This is a genomic window from Methylophilus sp. 'Pure River', from assembly GCF_046765995.1.
GTDB lineage: Bacteria > Pseudomonadota > Gammaproteobacteria > Burkholderiales > Methylophilaceae > Methylophilus.
On sequence record NZ_JBKOUE010000003.1, the window covers coordinates 262242 to 279318 of the forward strand.

The 17077-nt window shown below is 52.2% G+C and carries 22 protein-coding genes; 1 reads left to right on the plus strand and 21 read right to left on the minus strand.

Annotated elements, in window-relative coordinates; genetic code table 11:
* Window positions 1-56 precede the first annotated feature (56 nt).
* The 6 genes from pqqA to ACIDE9_RS05040 form a co-directional block, all read right to left on the minus strand.
* Complete coding sequence (gene pqqA, locus ACIDE9_RS05015; RefSeq protein WP_081624291.1) at window positions 57-128, minus strand: pyrroloquinoline quinone precursor peptide PqqA; 72 nt, start codon at window positions 126-128, stop codon at window positions 57-59.
* A 165-nt stretch (window positions 129-293) separates the two neighbouring features.
* Complete coding sequence (locus tag ACIDE9_RS05020) at window positions 294-998, minus strand: nucleotidyl transferase AbiEii/AbiGii toxin family protein (RefSeq protein WP_411993194.1); 705 nt, start codon at window positions 996-998, stop codon at window positions 294-296.
* A 29-nt stretch (window positions 999-1027) separates the two neighbouring features.
* Complete coding sequence (locus ACIDE9_RS05025; RefSeq protein WP_019883014.1) at window positions 1028-1477, minus strand: helix-turn-helix domain-containing protein; 450 nt, start codon at window positions 1475-1477, stop codon at window positions 1028-1030.
* A 218-nt stretch (window positions 1478-1695) separates the two neighbouring features.
* Window positions 1696-2562: a DMT family transporter gene (locus ACIDE9_RS05030; RefSeq protein ID WP_411993197.1), complete on the minus strand. Its 867-nt coding sequence runs from the start codon at window positions 2560-2562 to the stop codon at window positions 1696-1698.
* Between the two features lie 66 nt (window positions 2563-2628).
* Window positions 2629-2922, minus strand: coding sequence for a DUF1330 domain-containing protein (locus ACIDE9_RS05035; protein WP_411993199.1), 294 nt, complete (start codon window positions 2920-2922; stop codon window positions 2629-2631).
* Window positions 2919-3611, minus strand: coding sequence for a type 1 glutamine amidotransferase domain-containing protein (locus ACIDE9_RS05040; RefSeq protein ID WP_411993200.1), 693 nt, complete (start codon window positions 3609-3611; stop codon window positions 2919-2921). The genes ACIDE9_RS05035 and ACIDE9_RS05040 overlap by 4 nt, the downstream gene beginning before the upstream one ends.
* A 40-nt stretch (window positions 3612-3651) precedes the next feature.
* Here ACIDE9_RS05040 and ACIDE9_RS05045 point away from each other — a divergent pair, with 40 nt between their 5' ends.
* Window positions 3652-4617 carry a LysR substrate-binding domain-containing protein gene (locus ACIDE9_RS05045; protein WP_411993202.1) on the plus strand — a complete coding sequence of 322 codons (966 nt, stop codon included), beginning with the start codon at window positions 3652-3654 and terminating at the stop codon, window positions 4615-4617.
* Between the two features lie 6 nt (window positions 4618-4623).
* Here the strand turns inward: ACIDE9_RS05045 and ACIDE9_RS05050 are convergent, their stop codons facing one another.
* The 15 genes from ACIDE9_RS05050 to moxG all read right to left on the minus strand — a co-directional run bounded on the left by ACIDE9_RS05050 (window position 4624) and on the right by moxG (window position 17029).
* On the minus strand, window positions 4624-5262 hold the full coding sequence (locus ACIDE9_RS05050) for a response regulator transcription factor (protein WP_194742684.1): 639 nt from the start codon (window positions 5260-5262) through the stop codon (window positions 4624-4626).
* Window positions 5259-6638, minus strand: coding sequence for an ATP-binding protein (locus ACIDE9_RS05055; protein WP_194753978.1), 1380 nt, complete (start codon window positions 6636-6638; stop codon window positions 5259-5261). Before ACIDE9_RS05055 ends, ACIDE9_RS05050 begins: the two co-directional genes overlap by 4 nt.
* 96 nt (window positions 6639-6734) lie before the next feature.
* Window positions 6735-7697 (minus strand): beta-propeller fold lactonase family protein, encoded by a 963-nt coding sequence (locus tag ACIDE9_RS05060; RefSeq protein WP_411993204.1) that lies wholly within the window; start codon window positions 7695-7697, stop codon window positions 6735-6737.
* A 153-nt stretch (window positions 7698-7850) separates the two neighbouring features.
* Window positions 7851-8915, minus strand: a complete 1065-nt coding sequence (locus ACIDE9_RS05065) for a beta-propeller fold lactonase family protein (protein WP_411993205.1) — start codon at window positions 8913-8915, stop codon at window positions 7851-7853.
* 26 nt (window positions 8916-8941) lie between these two features.
* Window positions 8942-9334, minus strand: a complete 393-nt coding sequence (locus ACIDE9_RS05070; protein WP_411993207.1) for a thioredoxin family protein — start codon at window positions 9332-9334, stop codon at window positions 8942-8944.
* A 14-nt stretch (window positions 9335-9348) separates the two neighbouring features.
* On the minus strand, window positions 9349-9696 hold the full coding sequence (locus ACIDE9_RS05075; protein ID WP_411993209.1) for a hypothetical protein: 348 nt from the start codon (window positions 9694-9696) through the stop codon (window positions 9349-9351).
* A 25-nt stretch (window positions 9697-9721) separates the two neighbouring features.
* Window positions 9722-10318: an SRPBCC family protein gene (locus ACIDE9_RS05080; protein ID WP_411993211.1), complete on the minus strand. Its 597-nt coding sequence runs from the start codon at window positions 10316-10318 to the stop codon at window positions 9722-9724.
* Window positions 10319-10349: 31 nt separating this feature from the next.
* Window positions 10350-11384, minus strand: a complete 1035-nt coding sequence (locus ACIDE9_RS05085) for a vWA domain-containing protein (RefSeq protein ID WP_411993213.1) — start codon at window positions 11382-11384, stop codon at window positions 10350-10352.
* A 53-nt stretch (window positions 11385-11437) separates the two neighbouring features.
* Window positions 11438-12040: a hypothetical protein gene (locus ACIDE9_RS05090; RefSeq protein ID WP_411993214.1), complete on the minus strand. Its 603-nt coding sequence runs from the start codon at window positions 12038-12040 to the stop codon at window positions 11438-11440.
* Entirely contained in the window at window positions 12037-13053 is a 1017-nt protein-coding gene (locus tag ACIDE9_RS05095) for a vWA domain-containing protein (protein WP_411993216.1), read from the minus strand. Before ACIDE9_RS05095 ends, ACIDE9_RS05090 begins: the two co-directional genes overlap by 4 nt.
* A 17-nt stretch (window positions 13054-13070) precedes the next feature.
* On the minus strand, window positions 13071-13997 hold the full coding sequence (locus ACIDE9_RS05100; protein WP_411993218.1) for a hypothetical protein: 927 nt from the start codon (window positions 13995-13997) through the stop codon (window positions 13071-13073).
* Window positions 13994-14932 (minus strand): DUF58 domain-containing protein, encoded by a 939-nt coding sequence (locus ACIDE9_RS05105; protein WP_411993220.1) that lies wholly within the window; start codon window positions 14930-14932, stop codon window positions 13994-13996. The genes ACIDE9_RS05100 and ACIDE9_RS05105 overlap by 4 nt, the downstream gene beginning before the upstream one ends.
* A 27-nt stretch (window positions 14933-14959) precedes the next feature.
* Window positions 14960-15979: an AAA family ATPase gene (locus ACIDE9_RS05110; protein ID WP_411993222.1), complete on the minus strand. Its 1020-nt coding sequence runs from the start codon at window positions 15977-15979 to the stop codon at window positions 14960-14962.
* A 133-nt stretch (window positions 15980-16112) separates the two neighbouring features.
* Entirely contained in the window at window positions 16113-16388 is a 276-nt protein-coding gene (locus tag ACIDE9_RS05115; RefSeq protein WP_194753967.1) for a methanol dehydrogenase [cytochrome c] subunit, read from the minus strand.
* Window positions 16389-16471: 83 nt separating this feature from the next.
* Window positions 16472-17029 carry a cytochrome c(L), periplasmic gene (moxG, locus tag ACIDE9_RS05120; protein ID WP_411993224.1) on the minus strand — a complete coding sequence of 186 codons (558 nt, stop codon included), beginning with the start codon at window positions 17027-17029 and terminating at the stop codon, window positions 16472-16474.
* Window positions 17030-17077: the final 48 nt, after the last annotated feature.

The following is a 17077-nucleotide window of genomic DNA, read 5'->3' on the forward strand; positions in this document are numbered from 1 at the left end:
ACATAATAAAAAACCCGGCGCCGATGGGCAGCCGGGCTCTATGAACGCAAATGAACTTATTTGTTCATAACGTACATGGTTACTTCGAAGCCGAAACGCATTTCGGTAGCAGCTGGTTTAGTCCACATAATGATCTCCTTTTTTGATTCCCCGAACCGACCCCATGTCTGGCTCGTGTGAATGTATTATCGGCCCATGCCCCAACAATCCTGCTATTGCGGATCATGAACAGCGTTTAGGGAATTTCATGAAACAACCCTCATACAAATGAATATGCCCACATTAAAACACAATCACATTTGATGCATTGAATCGATCGCCTGCAGTCTTTGCCTGACATAGTTAGCATTGTCTTTATTCATAAAATAATCAGAGATTATTTCCATTCCCTTTTCATTAATATCTAACCGATCAAAGCAATATGCCAAATGTGCCTTGTCCTTTTGCAGCAAATTAAAAACCTTTTCATAGTAATCAGGAATAACTGATTTATAGGCTTTTCTAGCGGTGAGCAAAGCGCTATCTGGTATCTCACCCCACTTGTGCTGCATCATAATCAAGTCTAAAAAGTCTTTGCTCAACCCAGACTTATCCATTCCCCGGTCCACATTAGCCATTAACTTTTCTACAAACAAACACGCTTTTGAGAGCGTTGGCAATGGAAGATCTGATGCTTCACCTGTTAGGTCAACTCTTCCCTCTGAAACAATTTCAAATTTTATTGGTTGGCCTTCAACTTCAAATACAGTTCGAATGCCCTCTTTATCTATTCGAGGGCTACGCAACTGCACTGGAGTATCTCGAATAAACAAACCCTCTATGCCCCTTTGATGGACTAACTCTCGAAGATCAGAGTATCCCTCCCGGCTTGAACACAAAAAATCGATATCCACGGATGTCCGATACTCATCAATCATGAGTGCAATTGCAGTGCCTCCACCAAAGTAGCATTCTGTAGCGCGCATGATTTCAGTATTGAAATTCTGCAGCACAGACATGATTCTTATATGATGATGTCGCACGAGCTTCATAACATGACTCCGCTGCCATATTTATGGGTAAGCCTATCTAAAAATTTTGCTTCTTCAGGCGTGAGCGTGTCACGCTCTAAATATCTCGCATTCTTCTCATAGATATAAAAAGCCTCCTTTTCAGTCAGGTTTTTATTACTTCTGTCCCATAGCAGTAAGCACAATTGAGGATACGTGGTGCCATCAACCTTGGGATTTCTAACCCTCTTCTTCGTGATTGCGCCCAATCTGGCTTTTTCTACGGTTTCCAGCGTACTCTTTTTAGTCAGCTCAAGATTTAAAGCCGCCATGATCTTAGCCACGATGTGAAAACCAACATTTTTGCCGGTTTCTAAATCATGCACATTCATTCTTGTGACGTGTGCATTCTCAGCCATATCCTCTTGAGTAAGGCCTGCTGCAATGCGTTGTGCTTTAAATTGATTTGCGAAATTAATGTGCCTCATATGATGCATTATGCATAAAAAGCAGCAAATGTAAAGATTTAATGTATTGTTTGAGGATAGTTATTCTGAATATAGCCAGAAAACGGACCGAGCCACTGCCAGCTGGCGAGTGACGGTATAGAAAGCCCGCTCGCTGGCGCATAAAGAAGGCGCAAAAGCCAAGCTGACACCAGATACAGGGAAAAAGCAGCTAAAGATGGACCAAGGCCCGACCATCTTTAAACCTTTTTAGATAACGACACCGAGCTAAAAGTCACCGCACTGATCACCAGCATGGCGCCGATCAACTGTGCATGATTAGGGGGCACATGCTCAAACGCCGCAATCACCATGGTGGTGACTGGCACGAGGTTCATAAAGATCGCCGCTTTTGAGGGCCCAAGATTCGAAATGCTGGCATTCCAGAACAGATAAGCCAGCACTCCGCCGCCTAGCGACATCGTCAGCAGTGCAGCCCCGGCATGTATGGTTGGCACCACAACATGATCGCCATGCATGATGGCAGCAATGCTCAACGCCATCGCCCCGACGGTCATGATGCCCGCAGTATTCGCAATACCACCCACCTGTTTGGGCAGCATCTTTTTAACCAAGACGTTATAAAGCGCCCAATTGAGGGAAGCAATCAGGATGTAGATATCGCCAACCGCAATCGTCAGTTGCGCGCCCGCACCCAGCACCACGATTGCCACGCCCGCAATACCAATCGGGAAGGCCACCAGTTGCTGTGTGCTTGGCCTGTCGCGCAGAATCACATAGCCCAGCACAGCCGTCAGCAAGGGATTCAAGGCCATAATCAGGGCGCCATTGATGGCAGAGGACGTTTCCATGCCCAGAAAGAAAAACAGGTTAAAGCCAAATACGCCAACCACTCCTAGCGTCAGATATGCTTTCCAATGCTGCGCAGGAATCGCCTCTTTTCGCATTTGTGCAATCAAGACCATGACAGCTGCGGCCAGCACATAGCGACTTGCGCCCGCCACATAAGGGCCCATTTCAGCAATGACCGGCCGTGCCAGATTGAAATTGGCGCCCCAGAAAATCGCTGCCATGGTGGCCATCAAATAAGTTTTAAAGTGATTCATCCGAGTTCTCTATAACCGCTCAATATATAAAAGTGACACAACAAACCGTTATAGCCTGCGTCTGCTTCAGCCGTCAATCCCTTCCACAATAAACACCCGATATTGTGCGCCCTGGTGCCTATGCTTAACGGCCTGCTGATATTGCGGACTGTGGTACCAGGCTTCGGCCGCTTTGACGGTGGGAAAGCGATGGATCAAGCACCCTTCAAAGGATGCACCTTCGAGGATATTGAGCGCGCCATACCTCACCAGCGGCGTGACCGCATGCCCCTCTCGGGCGAGAGGGGCCAGGCTAGCATAAGTATCCATGGCGGCCTGATTCGTGGTCTGCTCACGCATCATGACCACATAGGCACTCATGATGCTTGCGCACCTTGCAGACGTTGTACAAGAGACTGTGCGGCTAAGGCAGACGACGCCGGATTTTGCCCGGTAATCAACAAACCATCCTCGACCACATACGGTTGCCAGTCAGCGCCTTTTGAAAAAATACCGCCATGATTGGCCAGCATATCTTCGACCAGGAAAGGGACGACATTGGTTAAGCCGACAGCTTCTTCTTCCGTATTAGTGAAGCCGGTGACTTTCTTGCCAGCCACCAGCGGGCGACCATCTGGCTGTTTGGCATGACGCAATACGCCAGGCGCATGACAAACCAGCGCGACAGGTTTACCTGCATTCAATGTCGACTCAATCAAGGTAATGGAGTCGCGGTCCTCCGCCAGGTCCCACAATGGCCCGTGCCCGCCTGGATAAAACACCGCATCAAAACCATTATGTGACACTGAGTTTAAAGGCACGGTATTCGCCAGGGCTTTGCCTGCTTCTGCATCAGCTTCAAAACGTTTGGTATCCACCGTTTGAAAAGCGGGATCATTACTTTTAGGATCCAGCGGCGGCTGGCCGCCTTTAGGCGATGCCAATGTCAATTGCGCACCCGCAGCCTTAAACGCGTAATAAGGCGCAGCCAGCTCTTCGAGCCAGAAGCCGGTTTTGAGGCCGGTATTACCCAGGGTGTCATGCGAGGTGAGGACGATCAGGATGTTCATTTAAAGCTCCTTAGTGATTGAGTGATCAGGTGAGTCCATCATGAACGCTTTGATTCCATTTTTGAAATTTATTATGTATATTTCAGTTATTCACCATATGAATATTAAAATGCGCTACGACCTGAATCTATTACGAGTATTTATCGCCTTAATGGAAGAGCGCAGTGTGACGCGTGCGGCTGACCGGCTTGGCATCACGCAGCCCGCACTGTCGAATGCATTGAACCGCCTGCGAGAAATACTCCAGGATCCATTATTTATCCGTGAACGTTATGGCATGCAGCCGACACAGAAAGCAGAGGCGTTGGCGCCAGTGATTATGGAGGCCATAGGACAACTGGATGAAATCGTCCTCGAACAGCAGGCCTTTGACCCAGCCAGTGCCAATTTGTTATTCACGATTGCACCTAATAGTTATGTCGAATATGTGCTGATTCCGGCAGTCGTGGCCAAGCTGCGCGTACTGGCCCCTGGCATCAAGCTGCGCATTATTCCTTACGGCAATGATCTTGCTGAAACCGGGGTGATTTCAGGCAGCACGGCGCTGGTCATGGGGCGTTTCGTCGACCCGCCAGACAACCTGATTGTGCAGCACCTGATGGATGACAGGCTGGCTTGTGTGGTGCGCGCCGATCACCCGACCGTTGGCAATGAAATCACCAAGGCGCAATATGAACAGTTGAAGCATGTGAATGTATTGCCGCCAGGACGTATGCGCGCAGGGTTGTTTCAGGCGTTGGACCGGCAGGGCTTAAAACGTGAAGTGGCGGTGTCGGTCACGCATTTTCTTTCGGTACCAGAAGTGATCTCCGTCACCGATTATTGCACCACACTGCCTATTCAAATTTGCCGCCGTCTGGCCAATGATACGCGCTTAAAAATATTGCCAACGCCAGTTGACCTGGGCACTTTCCCGGTGGATATCGCCTGGCATGTCAGATACCGGCATGACCCGGTGCATCGCTGGCTACGGTCATTAATTGAAGAAGTGGCACGTACGCTCTAACAATGGCTAGGCGGCATCAATCAGGCCATGCTTCATGGCCAGCCGCACCATTTCCACCGGGCTGTTCACCGACAGTTTCTGCTTGATTAGGGTGTAATAGTTAGCCACGGTCTTCTGGCTGATTTTAAGCATATCGGCCACCTCTTCCACGCGTTTGCCTTCGGCCAGCAGCCTAAACACTTCGAACTCACGTGAAGTGAGTTGCTGCAAAGGATTACTGTCGCCGATCAGTGTTTGCAAAGCGACTTTCTGTGCCACATCCTGGCTTAAAAACGTGCGGCCTTTGGCCACATCCAGCACCGCCTGCACCAAATCCTCTGCCACACCGGTTTTAGTCACATAGCCCTTCACACCGGTTTTAAGTGCCTGCGCGGCAAACGACACCGCCTCGTGCATGGAGAAAATCACGATTCTGGCTTGCGGATAGCGCTGCAAGATACGCTTGGCAGCTTCCAGGCCGCCCATGCCAGGCATGGAAATATCCATCAGCATGACATCAGGCAAGATCTCGCCATAGACTTGGTACGCTGACTCCCCGGTATCTGCCTCGGCCACGATTTCAATCGACTTATGGCTTTCGAGCAAACGACGCAACCCTGAACGCACCACGCTGTGGTCATCCACCAACACTACTTTAACTGTCATGTCACTGCTTCCTGAAAACCTTCTGTTGTGTGAAAACGGACTTCGATACGCGTGCCCTGGCCCGGCGCACTCGTAATGTTCATGCTACCCATCAAGCCTTCAACCCGCTCCTGCATACCCGCCAGACCATAACCGCGACTTTGCACACTGGTATCAAACCCGCGTCCGTCATCCTCCACCAGCAGATACAAGCCCTGCTCACTTTCAGTCACTTCTATCGTCACGCGTGTCGCAGCGGCATGCTTGCTGATGTTGGTCAGGCATTCCTGCAAAATTCGGTAGATCGTCACCGACACCGACTCATCATGTTGGCTCAGGTGGTTTGAAATCGCATTCACCACCATGATGCCGCGGTTACGGTCATGCCAGTGATGAATCAACTCGGCCAGCGCCAGGCTCAACCCCAACTCATCCAGCACACGCGGGCGCAAGCGCGCCAGGATATCCTGAATAGTCACCATCATTTGCCGTGTGATCTGTGCAATCGCCTGTGCGCTTTCACGCGCGACGCTGAGTTTTTTCGCTGCCACCAGCGCACTGGCATCTACATGCACGGCGGTCAGGTATTGGCCGATTTCATCATGCAGGTCACGCGCCAGCTTTTTACGTTCTTCTTCCTGCAAGTGGATAATCTGCTGCGTTAAACGATGGTTGTTACGTATGCTTTGCTCCAGCGTGCTGGCCATGCTGTTGAACTTATCACTGATTTCACTCAGTTCCACTTGCTCAAACCCGGGCAAGCGGCTTTGATATTCGCCGCGCTCAATCTGATTCAAGCCATGAATAATCTGCTTCACCGGTTTAAACGTCGCACGCACCGTCCAATAGACAAACAACAACACACTCAAACCAAACAGGCCGACAATCGCTAGCAAACCAGAGGTGTCGTCCCAAATTTCGCGCAACTCAAAACTCGGGTCTGGCGTAATCACCAGCTCACCGATAAAGCGCCCGTTTAAAATAATATTCTTGCGTTTGGGTTCGTTGAGCACGCTGGAAATATCCAGCAGACGTACAAACCACGCGGGAGGCTCTTCACCGGTAGGGACCAATCGCGTCGAGCGGTTAGACTCACGCAAGCGGCCATTCATATCAAAAAAATCCACTTTCAGATGGCGGATATTGGTCAGCTCATCCAGCCTGAACAGATTGGTTTGACCATTTTCACTGTGATTCAACCAGCCAAAATCTGTCATGTAATGCGCAATTTCCGCATCCAGCAAATGAATCACCAGGTTGGTACTTGAATCTACTTCTGCTAATACGTCTTCACGTGCATTCTTCACCACGGATACCGCCCAGGTCAGCAATAAGCCGAGCAATAACAAGGTAATGATCAGGTTAAGTTTGAACTGAAGACTGAGAGATTTCATCATGCTGTGTGGATTTTAAAGTCGATCGCCCAAAAACTGTCGGGAATTTTTCCCGATTCACATCCCTGGCATGCAGGGATACCACGCATTATAGGCGGACTAGCGAATCACCACCCCCCAAGGCAAGGTGCCAACCGGAATATCCTTTAACCGCTGATTCGTTTGGGTATCAATCACAGACACGCTGTGACTACGGCCATTAGCGACATACAGTTTTTTGCCATCTGGCGTCAGTGCCATATTCCACGGCCGTTGCCCCACCGCGATAGTGGCAATCACCTGACGACTGGCAGTATCAATCACGCTGACATTATGGTCGCCGCCATTGCTGACATAAATGCGGCTGCCATCAGCATTGACCTTGACGCCATTAGAGCGCAAGCCGACTTTGATATTAGCCTGCACTTTCCAGTCACTGCTGGAGACAATCTCCAGCAAATTTGCTGCTTCGTTAGCGACATAAGCCCATTGACCATCCGGACTGAAACCCACACCGCGCGGATGCTTGGTGGCAGCAATAACGTGCTCAGATTTGAGTGACTTGAGATTAATCACATCCACATTATTGCTTTCTTCGTTGCTTGCCAATAACCACTGCTGATCCGGCGAAAACACACAGTGCTCAGGGTTTCTGCCCTGGGTATGAATCGTGTGTTTGACCTTATTGGCCTGCAGATCTACCAGAGCCACGGCATTTTCTTCCTCCAGGCAGGCAGCCAGCAGCTTGCCATCCGGTGAAATATCTATTCCCTCAGGTTCGTCACCGACTTTGATCAAAGCGACTTGCTTGCCTTGTTGGGTATCCACCACAGCTACCGCATTTTTATCGCGCACGACGACATACAAATTTTGATTGCCAGGGTGTACGGCGGCTGCCTGAACTTTTTTACCGAACTGGCCCTTGGCTGGCAGGCGCTTAACCACCTCATCGGTACTGGTATCAATGACCGACACCGTGCCATCTTTTTCATTGGGCACATACGCGAAAGGTTGGGAGAACGCTGAGAAAGAGGTCGTGGCCAAAGCCGCTGTGAATAGAAGCTGTTGCAGTGTGCGTTGCATAGAGTGTCCTTCAAAAAAATCGACCAGTTGCTGCAACAACTGGCCTGAACATGGAGATATACTTTATGCAAATCAATTAAATTAAGTCATTTAAATTGATAATTGCATATTAAGCATGCTGTGGCCGCCTCAATAGCGGCAGCCTTCCCGATTTCAACGGGATTTACTCCCGACAAACTGACCAAACGCCCGCGGCTGCGCGCCGACAGCCACCGTTGCAGTGACGGCCAAACGCTCACTGTCGATGATGGCAATGACGTTATCCATCCAGCTGGCCACCACTACCTGCTGGTGCTCAGCATCGAAAGCAATGCCTTCCGGCGTACCCGGCACACGAATCTTGCGTATGGTTTGTCGTGTTTCCAGATCAATGACACTTACCGTATCTTCACCGGTATTGGTCACGAACACACGTTGCCCACGGCTATCTGCCGTCACGCAATAAGGATGTTCGCCCGTCACCAGCGTCGCTACTACCTCATTACGACGGGTATCCACCACACTGACCGTATTTGAATACACATTCACCACAAATAACTGCTTGCCATCCGGGCTGATATTCAAGCCAAACGGGTGCTGCCCAACCGGGATACGGTGCCGTTCTTTGTGGGCACGGGTATCGATCACACTCACGTCATTGCTATCACGATTCGCCACATACAATATGGCATCATCGTGACTTAACTGCAGCCCGCCAGGTGCCTGCCCGACTTGAATCTGCGCCAGTACATGCCCGCTTTCAGCCGCTAACACCAACACGCTATCGTGATACCAGTCCGCCACGTACAGCCGGTCACCACCCTTGCCCACCGTGAGGCCGACAGGGGCGATTGGCAGCATGATGGTGCGTATCACCGCCTGGCGTTGCATATCAATGACCGATAACGAGCGCCCCTCGACGTTGCTGATATACACGCGCTGATTACGCGCATCTACCGCCACGCCGACCGGGGCCTTACCCACCGTAAGCGTCTTTACCACTTGCTGCTGTTGCAGGTTGACCACTGAAACCGTGTGCTCACCCTGATTGGTCAGATAGGCATAGTCCGCGGCCTGCACCCAGCTGCACACACAGATGCCCAATATGCCGTACAACATGTTCAATACTTGTTGGCGCATCCAGCCAATGCCAACACTATAAGCGGGACGCTGCGCTGGAGATTGAGAGCCTCTCCCGCGTGCAGGCAGGAATTTTTCACCGATATTTCGGGTATTCATACACGCAATCATGTGATTGCACTGATTCAGGCAGGGGTGGATTTTTGTGTGAAGTGCGCGTCTATGGCCGCCATGTCCAGCGCTTGCCACATCTCGAGGTGGTGCTGCAACTCATGGGCCTGCATGGCGCCACTCACCATATCAATCACCACGCGCTCGCGAATAACCATCAAGGCAGGGACTTGCGCCACCTGGAAATTACCGGCCAAGTCTGTCGCCACATCAATATCCACCGTGGCAAATAGAACTTGAGGCACTTGTGTCGCCACCGCGGCAAAAGTTGGGTAAAAGGTCTGGCAAGGCGCACACCACTTGGCCGTGAACAACAATACGATAAAGTCATGGCTGGCCACGTATTGATTAAACTGCTGCTGACTCTCTATCGTCACGGGCAAGTGACTCGTGGATGCTGAATTCATGATGGCTCCTTGCGCTAAGGCTCGCCTGCCACTGGCAGGCGTTTAATACTGTGAATGGTCCAATGCTGCGGCCCGGCAATGCTGTGTGAACAACCCAATTCCTTTTCTGGTGACTCTGCGGTGAGGGTATGCCTGGTGTGGTCTGCAGTTTGTACCTGCATAAACCAGCGGTCCACCCACACTTCAACCGAGCCGGCAGTAGCCTCAGCTAACTGCAATGACACCATCTTGCCGCCATGCGCCAGGCACAGAGAGTCATCGGTCTCAATCAGCCCGGCCAGCGCCGCTTCCGGGGCTTCCGCATGACTGCACGGACTCAGCGCCAGTAACAGAACGAAAAAGAAATAGTGACTCACACGCATGCACATAACCTAGACATGCATGCTTTTAGGCACATACGGACAGGCCCAGGCTTTTAAACACCGGGCGCATGGCTACACAAATTTTATTGCGCCAGCCTTTGGTATTGGCAGCCGCGTTCTGGCGACCTTCTTTCAAGCCTTGCAGGCCGTCTTTCACAAAGCTATCCACTGCATTTTTAGCAGACTCATCATCCTGCCCGGCAGGCGGCTCATTGCCGGTAAATGCGCGGTAGTAGCGTGCGGTCCACACCACTTTGGCATTGCCGCCGTCAGCAGTGACTTTGATTTTGCCATTGAGCGAACTCACAGGCAGCGCCTCCAGATCAATGTCACCAGACAAACGGTAAGCGACCGTCATGTCTGCCACGGACACTTCGTCTATCTCTTGCAGTAATTGCTTACCATTTTTCAGCGTGATTTTCTGCTGCTTATCGTTCACTGCCTCGCAGGCGATCACTTGCGGATGCCATTGCGCCAGACCGCACGGGGCACTCACACGTTTCCACAGCGCATCAGCGGATGCTGTCACCTGGATGGATTCATCCGTTTTTTGTGGTGTCGGGCCATGCGCCCAGACCTGTGCACTGAACAATAAGCCAGCCAGTAATAAAGACCACTTCATTTCTACTCCTTCTCGATAAAATCTATAACACTTATTTGCCAGGCCGCCTGAGCGCGCGACCCCATTGCCTGACACCAGCCCAGGCGCGCCAGCCTGCCCCTAACCAGGGGTGACCGGCAAAAGTCAATGCCAGATAAACGCCCCAGGCCACACAAGCAGGCCAGGCGAGCCAGGGCCTGAGGTCAGTCTCTGCCCAGCGCCAGGCGGTCATGCCCAGACCAGTCGCCCAGCCACTGCTTTGTGCTGCGGCTTCCAGGCGTACGAAATGCAAGCCAGTGGTATTTGCCAGGCGTTGCAGGTTTTGTGCATCCAGTGCAGACAAATGTGCGTTTTCCAGTAATGCATTGCCTGGCCCATGCCCGGCATTACGGTCATGCTGACCTTGTTCCATGGCCAATACCGACAGGGTTTCTGCCATGCCAAAATTACCAAAGCGCTGCACCTCTTCCTGCTCCCAATAGCCGGACACCGCATTCTTTTCATCCAGCTTGGGGATTTTGCTCGGTGTGGATTGACCCATCCCAACCAAGTACCCTTGCACATCGCCTGGCTTGCCTGCATAACTGGGCATATATTTCGGATTGGCTGGCGGCGCCTGCTGGCCATCGGTAAAAAACATCACGCGCATCTGCTTGCCTAGTTGCGGCGCTTGTTCCAGGGCGTGATACACCCCATGCGAGATAAAAGAATCGGCCGCCCACGCCATGCGCCAGTCCATGCTGGCGACAGTTTGGTCCAGGGCTGCAAAATGGCTGCATACTTCTACCGGCTCTACGACATTGACTACATTGCGTTCGGTAAACATGCCCAAGGCGACTTGCGAACCACAAGGCAGTGCAGACAAGGTTTTGCGTATGCTTTGCTTGGCCATCTGCAAACGACTGATACTTTTGCCTGCCACCTGGTAATCCGGCACGTTCATGCTCTGTGTGATATCGACGACGAAATACCAGTCATAAACGCGGTTGGGCAACCGCCAGTGCGGCTTGAACAACACCAGGGTTAACAGCAGCAATATCAGTATCAGGCAGCGCTTGCGCCAGTCTGCCTGGCTGTTGCCTGCCATTGACCAGCCTGACACCAAGTGCCTGACCCAAGGTTTTACAACATGACGCCACATCAGGGCATGCCTCTGGGATTCCCTGGCATGGCAGGCCAGCCGCTAGGCTCTTCTTCCGCCTTGATCTGCTCGTCTTCATATTGTTGTGGCCCGGACATGCCATGCGTGGTGGGTGCCAGGCGTAAGGCGAGATGATAGTTATATTTCACCTCTGACCAGTCGGGTTCGATACGCAAGGCCTTCTGGTAGCTTTCCTTGGCCAGCGCCACCAGTGGCCCAGCCTCATCCCAGGCAGGCAAGCCACGCTGTTCCAGCAAACGTGTGGCCGTGCGCATATAAATATTGCCTGAATTGAAATAGGCTTGCTTGCGCAAGGGATCATCTGCACTGACATTGCTCACCAGCGCAGCATATTGCGCCAGCGCCTGCTCCGGCTTGAGCTGGTTGTCATAAAACACGGCATTGGCAAACAAGGCCTGTGGCGTCTGGTTGGCACCCAACAGTGTCTGTTCAATCAACTCATGCGGCACCAGGCGATTGCGATAGACACTGGCCTGGTAGACTTCAATTAATTGCTTGATCAGCATGACCACTGTCACCAACACGACCAGGCTTGCCCACAATACGCCACGCCGCATGACGCGGCTCCACTTCTCACTCATGATTGCCACCGTTTTAACTCCAATCCAAACATCGCCATCAGCACTGCGGCAGCCAGCCAAGCCAGGCCATAGGCGTATTGGCTTAAATCTCGCCGCGATACCGGTTCCAGATAGCGGGTCGGTTTATTTTTCAACTTGGAGATATCGCGTACGGCCGCCATCACCGCTTCCGGGCTCTCTGCCTCATACACGCGATAAGGCACATTCAGGGTTTGAAAATATTCATGCAGGGCATATTCAGGATAAGCATCTATGTTTTCACCTTCGGCCAGGCTTTGCTTGAGGCTGACCCCACTTTCAGAACGCAGGTAAATCCAGTACAACGACGCCTGTTGCCGCATAAACATGGCCCGCAGCATGTCCTGGGTTTTGCCATCCAGATGTGCACCGCCATCCGACACCAGCACCATGGCCCGGGCACCGGTCACCGGCTGGTCGGCAAAATAATCCAATGCCATGCCCAAACCGCGCGCCACAGCGGTGAAGCCCATGCCACCTGCCTCGGTCGCATCCAGGGCAGCCTGCACAAAGGCACGGTCATTACCCAGCGGCGCTGCCAGAATCGGCGAAGTGCTAAACGTCACCATGCCCATCAGGTCATCATGGCCTTGGGCGACTAACTTTTTCAGCACATTGCGGGCGACCTCCATCTTGGGCACTCTTGCCAGCGCACCGCCCTTTTTCACAAAAGGCTCATTCATGCTGGCGCTACGGTCCAGCACGATCATGACATGCGCACCGCGCCCAACCTTTTCCACATATTGAGACTTGAGGTAAGGGCCACTCAGTGCCAGGCTCAAGGCCAGGATAAACACGCTCAGCGCCATCTTCCATACCCTGTCCAGCCAGGTCGACAAAGGGTCTTCCGGCAACTCTTGTAAGGCAGGATGTGGAAAATTCAGTTGCCCGGTGAATAGCCACGGCAATACAGCCAATGGCAGCAACATCAGCGGCCAGGCCTGCGCCAGCCCCCAGTGCTCACCCAGGCCCGATGCCAGTAATAGCGTTTGCACGCGGTCACTCCACACGCTCAGGACACCTCTACCCGACTGAGCTTTTTGGCCAGTTGTTTTAAATCATCCATCGACAACGCCACTGGTTTACCGGCAAAAAAAGCCTGCTGCACCTCTTGGTAAAACTGCTGCAATGCGATGCGATAAGGATCCAGCACCTGATGTGTAGTCAGCACCCGTGCCAGGTTTTCAGCGGTGACAGCATGTCCGGCAAATTGATCCATGGCACGGCTCATTAAACGCATGGCCTGTAAACGCTCCGCCTGGCCATGTACACTGAGCGCGCGTATTGCCCGCCAGGCTTGCCGGAATGGCATGCGTTTTTCCTGTGGCAGCTGTATCCAGCCGGCATACCACAACAGGTAAATCACGCCCAGACTCAACAAAGATAACCAGCCAGCCAGTGTCCATAACTGACCCGCCAGTGACCATTCAGGCAGCGGTGCATCGGGATACAACTGGACATGCTCGGCATCAATACGCGCAGGCAGCAGGCTGGACACAATCACCTTATCGGCGGGCACATCTACAGTGAGCCGTTGCTGTTCATGTTTGAACTCACGGTTAAATTCTAGATGCAGCTTTTTCAACGGCATGGTTTTGACGGTATCGCCTGCCACAAAAATCTGCCAGTCTATCTCCAGCTGGATCACACGCTCAGTGTCTGTGTCACGGTGGGTCCAGTGCGCATTCCTTAATTCAATCGCTTCATTTTGTGCAGGAGGAGGCAAGCTGGCAGGATCCAACTCAAAGCCGGGCGGCACATGCAAGGTGATATGTTGCCTGGCAATACTGCCCAGGGTGTAATCTGTTTCACGCGTATGGCTCTCGACACGCGGCTGAAACTGGCTACTTGCTGCAGCGCAGGCGATCACAGGCAATAAGTGCATCGCCAACAGCAGCATGCGTTGTTTACGTTTAATCCTCACCCATGCGGCACTCATGCCATCATCTCCATCAAATGCCGGCTGACGTCTTCAGCCCGCCAATCTGGTCCTAACCATAAAGGCGCCCGTGTGCCTGCGTTTAAAAAGCAGGTATTCAATGTATCCGCCTGCTGTTGGGCATGCTCCGCAATTTGCTGATGCAAACGGCGCCTGAGCATCCAACTGCGCTCTTCACCCGTTTCCATATCACGCAAACGTGCCCAGCCAAAAGCGGGCAAATCTACAGTCGCCGCGCGATCACGCAAAACGACCGGGATCACATCGTGCGGCAACCCGGCTTTCAGTACACGCTGCATCAACGCTTCCGGCCAGTAAAAATCCGATAGCAGAAATACCAGTGCCCGCTGCGGGCCTATAGACTCAATAGCCGCATGCATGGCGGAGGCACCCTGTCCCGATGCACCGCTGTGCAGATCAGCACCCTGCCAATAACGGGTGATATTCTGTGCAACCACGTGTGCGGTCCCAGGCTGAAAGGTCGGCAAGAGATGCCAGGCCACTTGCTGGATATCATTGGCCGCGCGCATGCCGAACGCATCGCCTTGCCGTGTGACAGACCAGGCCAATGCAGACACGAACTCAGTCACTTGCTGGCGCAAATTGGCCTGGCCCTGAAAAAACATGGAGCTGGAGACATCGACAATGGCATACACATGGATCGCCGCCCGTTCAAGATAAGTCCTGACCAGCCATTGCCTGGGTACGGTGCGCACGCTGGCACGAATATCAATACGCTTAGGATCAGGACAGGCCAGCAATGAAGCAAATCCGGCAAAATCGCTGCCATTGCCATGATGTGCGGTCAATGTCGCACCAGCATGATAGGTTTTCGAGCGCCAATTGATATTGTAAAAAAACTGGCGTAGCTCAAACGCCGCATGCACGCGTGCCGCATGATTTGCCGTTGCAGAAGATTCAAACGAAATAGCCATGTGAGGAAATACTGCCTGCTACCAACCTTAGGGAGCAGACACCTTATCCAGCACCGCTTGCAACAGTAAAGGCGCCAAGCGCTCATGTTGCAACGCATATGCGCCGTTAAAAAACACGCGATGCGTGACGACAAATGGCCACACGGCGCGGATATCATCAGGCGTTAAATAATCGCGCCCCTCCAGCCAGGCACGCGTACGCGCACTGCGCATCAGCATGGCCATGCCGCGCGGACTGGCTCCACCGGCCAACAAGCGTGACATATCGACATCAGGCAGTTGAATACCTGCAGCCAGCGGATCTTTGAGGCAGCGCCACAGGGCAACGGCATATTCCTGCGAGGCCAACTCCGCGCGCACACCATCTTGCACGGCGGCGGCCAAGGCGTTCAACTGGTCATACGGCGTCAGGCCCGCTGGCAGACCGCCTACCAGCGCATCCACATCATAAAAACGGGTATCAAACATCAGCGCGCGTTGCAGGTCTCGGTCGTCAGGTGCCTGGATTGAAATTTCCATCAGGAAACGATCACGCGCCGCAGCTGGGATTTCAAATGTCTCTTCACGCTCCAGACGGTTACGGTCTGCAAATACGGTTAAATGCGGGAAATGGTATTCACGGTTAAAGGCGTTGACCGAGCGCTCGGCCATCAGCCGCAAAAATAGCGCATGTGCCTGCGGTCGGGCGCGGTTGATTTCATTAAAGAAAAATACCGACAATGCTTCATCATGCTGCAACAGCGGGCCCGGTTTGACCGCCGCCTGGCCTTGCTCATTGATATAAGCGTGATAAAGAAAATCGCTCGGCATGAGGTCAATCGCCCCTTCAATGCGTTGGTAACCACCACCAAGTAACTGGGCAGCCGCACGCAACAGCGTGGTTTTACCGACACCAACATCGCCTTCCAGCAACACGTGTCCACGTGAGAAGATCGCAATCGTTAACGCACGTGTTTGCTCTGGCATACCTACCACCACGGTATTCAGTGCTTGCTCAAAGGCTAAGGCACGCTCACGCCATGCCTGTAATTCAATTTTATTTTCCATAACACCATATCCATGATTCAGGATGAAACAGGCCACTGTCGACTGCGCGCAATCAACACCGGTATGTCACATACAAGAGAGTGTGAAAACTGACACCGGAAACGATGTCAGTTTCCTAGGGGGGAATTTAAGATTACTTCACGTCAAACACGAAATTGCCGCTGGACTTGGCGTTCGCAATACGTTTTGCATTGCGCTCGTCCATGGCTTTGATGGATTGCTCTTGTTTGTTGAGCTCAACCGGATCATGTTTTGGGTCATATTTGGAACCCGCAATTTTTTCCGGATAGCCGGGTTTGGCTTCCCAGCAGTTACCTGGTTCTTTACAACTTTGACCGTCGTAAGCCAGAGCCTGATTTGACACAGCGAACACACCGGCCACTGCCAGTAATGTTAATACGTGTTTCATCACTTTCTCCTTCATCACAAATTAGCTGGTGTATTGTTTTCAATTAACGGATTGCCCACCAGCCTAACAATCCGATAATAGGATTAACCGTGTGGCGCAACGCCACCGTTTTTAAGGTTTTCTTCTGCCTGATGACGGATCCAGGCAATCACATGAATGATTTCATCGACTGTCATACGGCCCTGTTGCGGCCCCATCATGCCGGCAGCACCGCCATAAATAGTTTCAAAAATACCTTTGTCAGTTTCATTCTTAGGGTATGTCCAGTAATCATCCGCCAACGCCGGGCCTAACTTACCTTCAGCCAAATGGCCGTGGCAGCCAGAACAGGCAGTTGAGAAAATGGTGTAGCCTTTTTTAATGGCTTCCTCATCATTTCGGTATGGGTTCTCACCAGTGGCCATAAAATGCTTGGCTTCCGGCGTAAAGGTTTCATCTTCCATAGGCGCCAACTCAAGGAGGTCACCAGACAACGTGCCGCGGAACTCGAGTGGCGGGCCATCTTTCAGCGCTACTTTGGCAGGAGCAGCTTTCGCTTCACTGGCTTGTGTCGCTGCGTCATCTTTGGCACAGGCAACCGTCAGGAATGCAGCCATGACCAGTCCAGAAACACCAAATGCCATGGCAAGTTGTTGTTTCATACGGCGGGGTTGTTGAGATTCGTTCACTTCATACTCCAAAAACTTAAT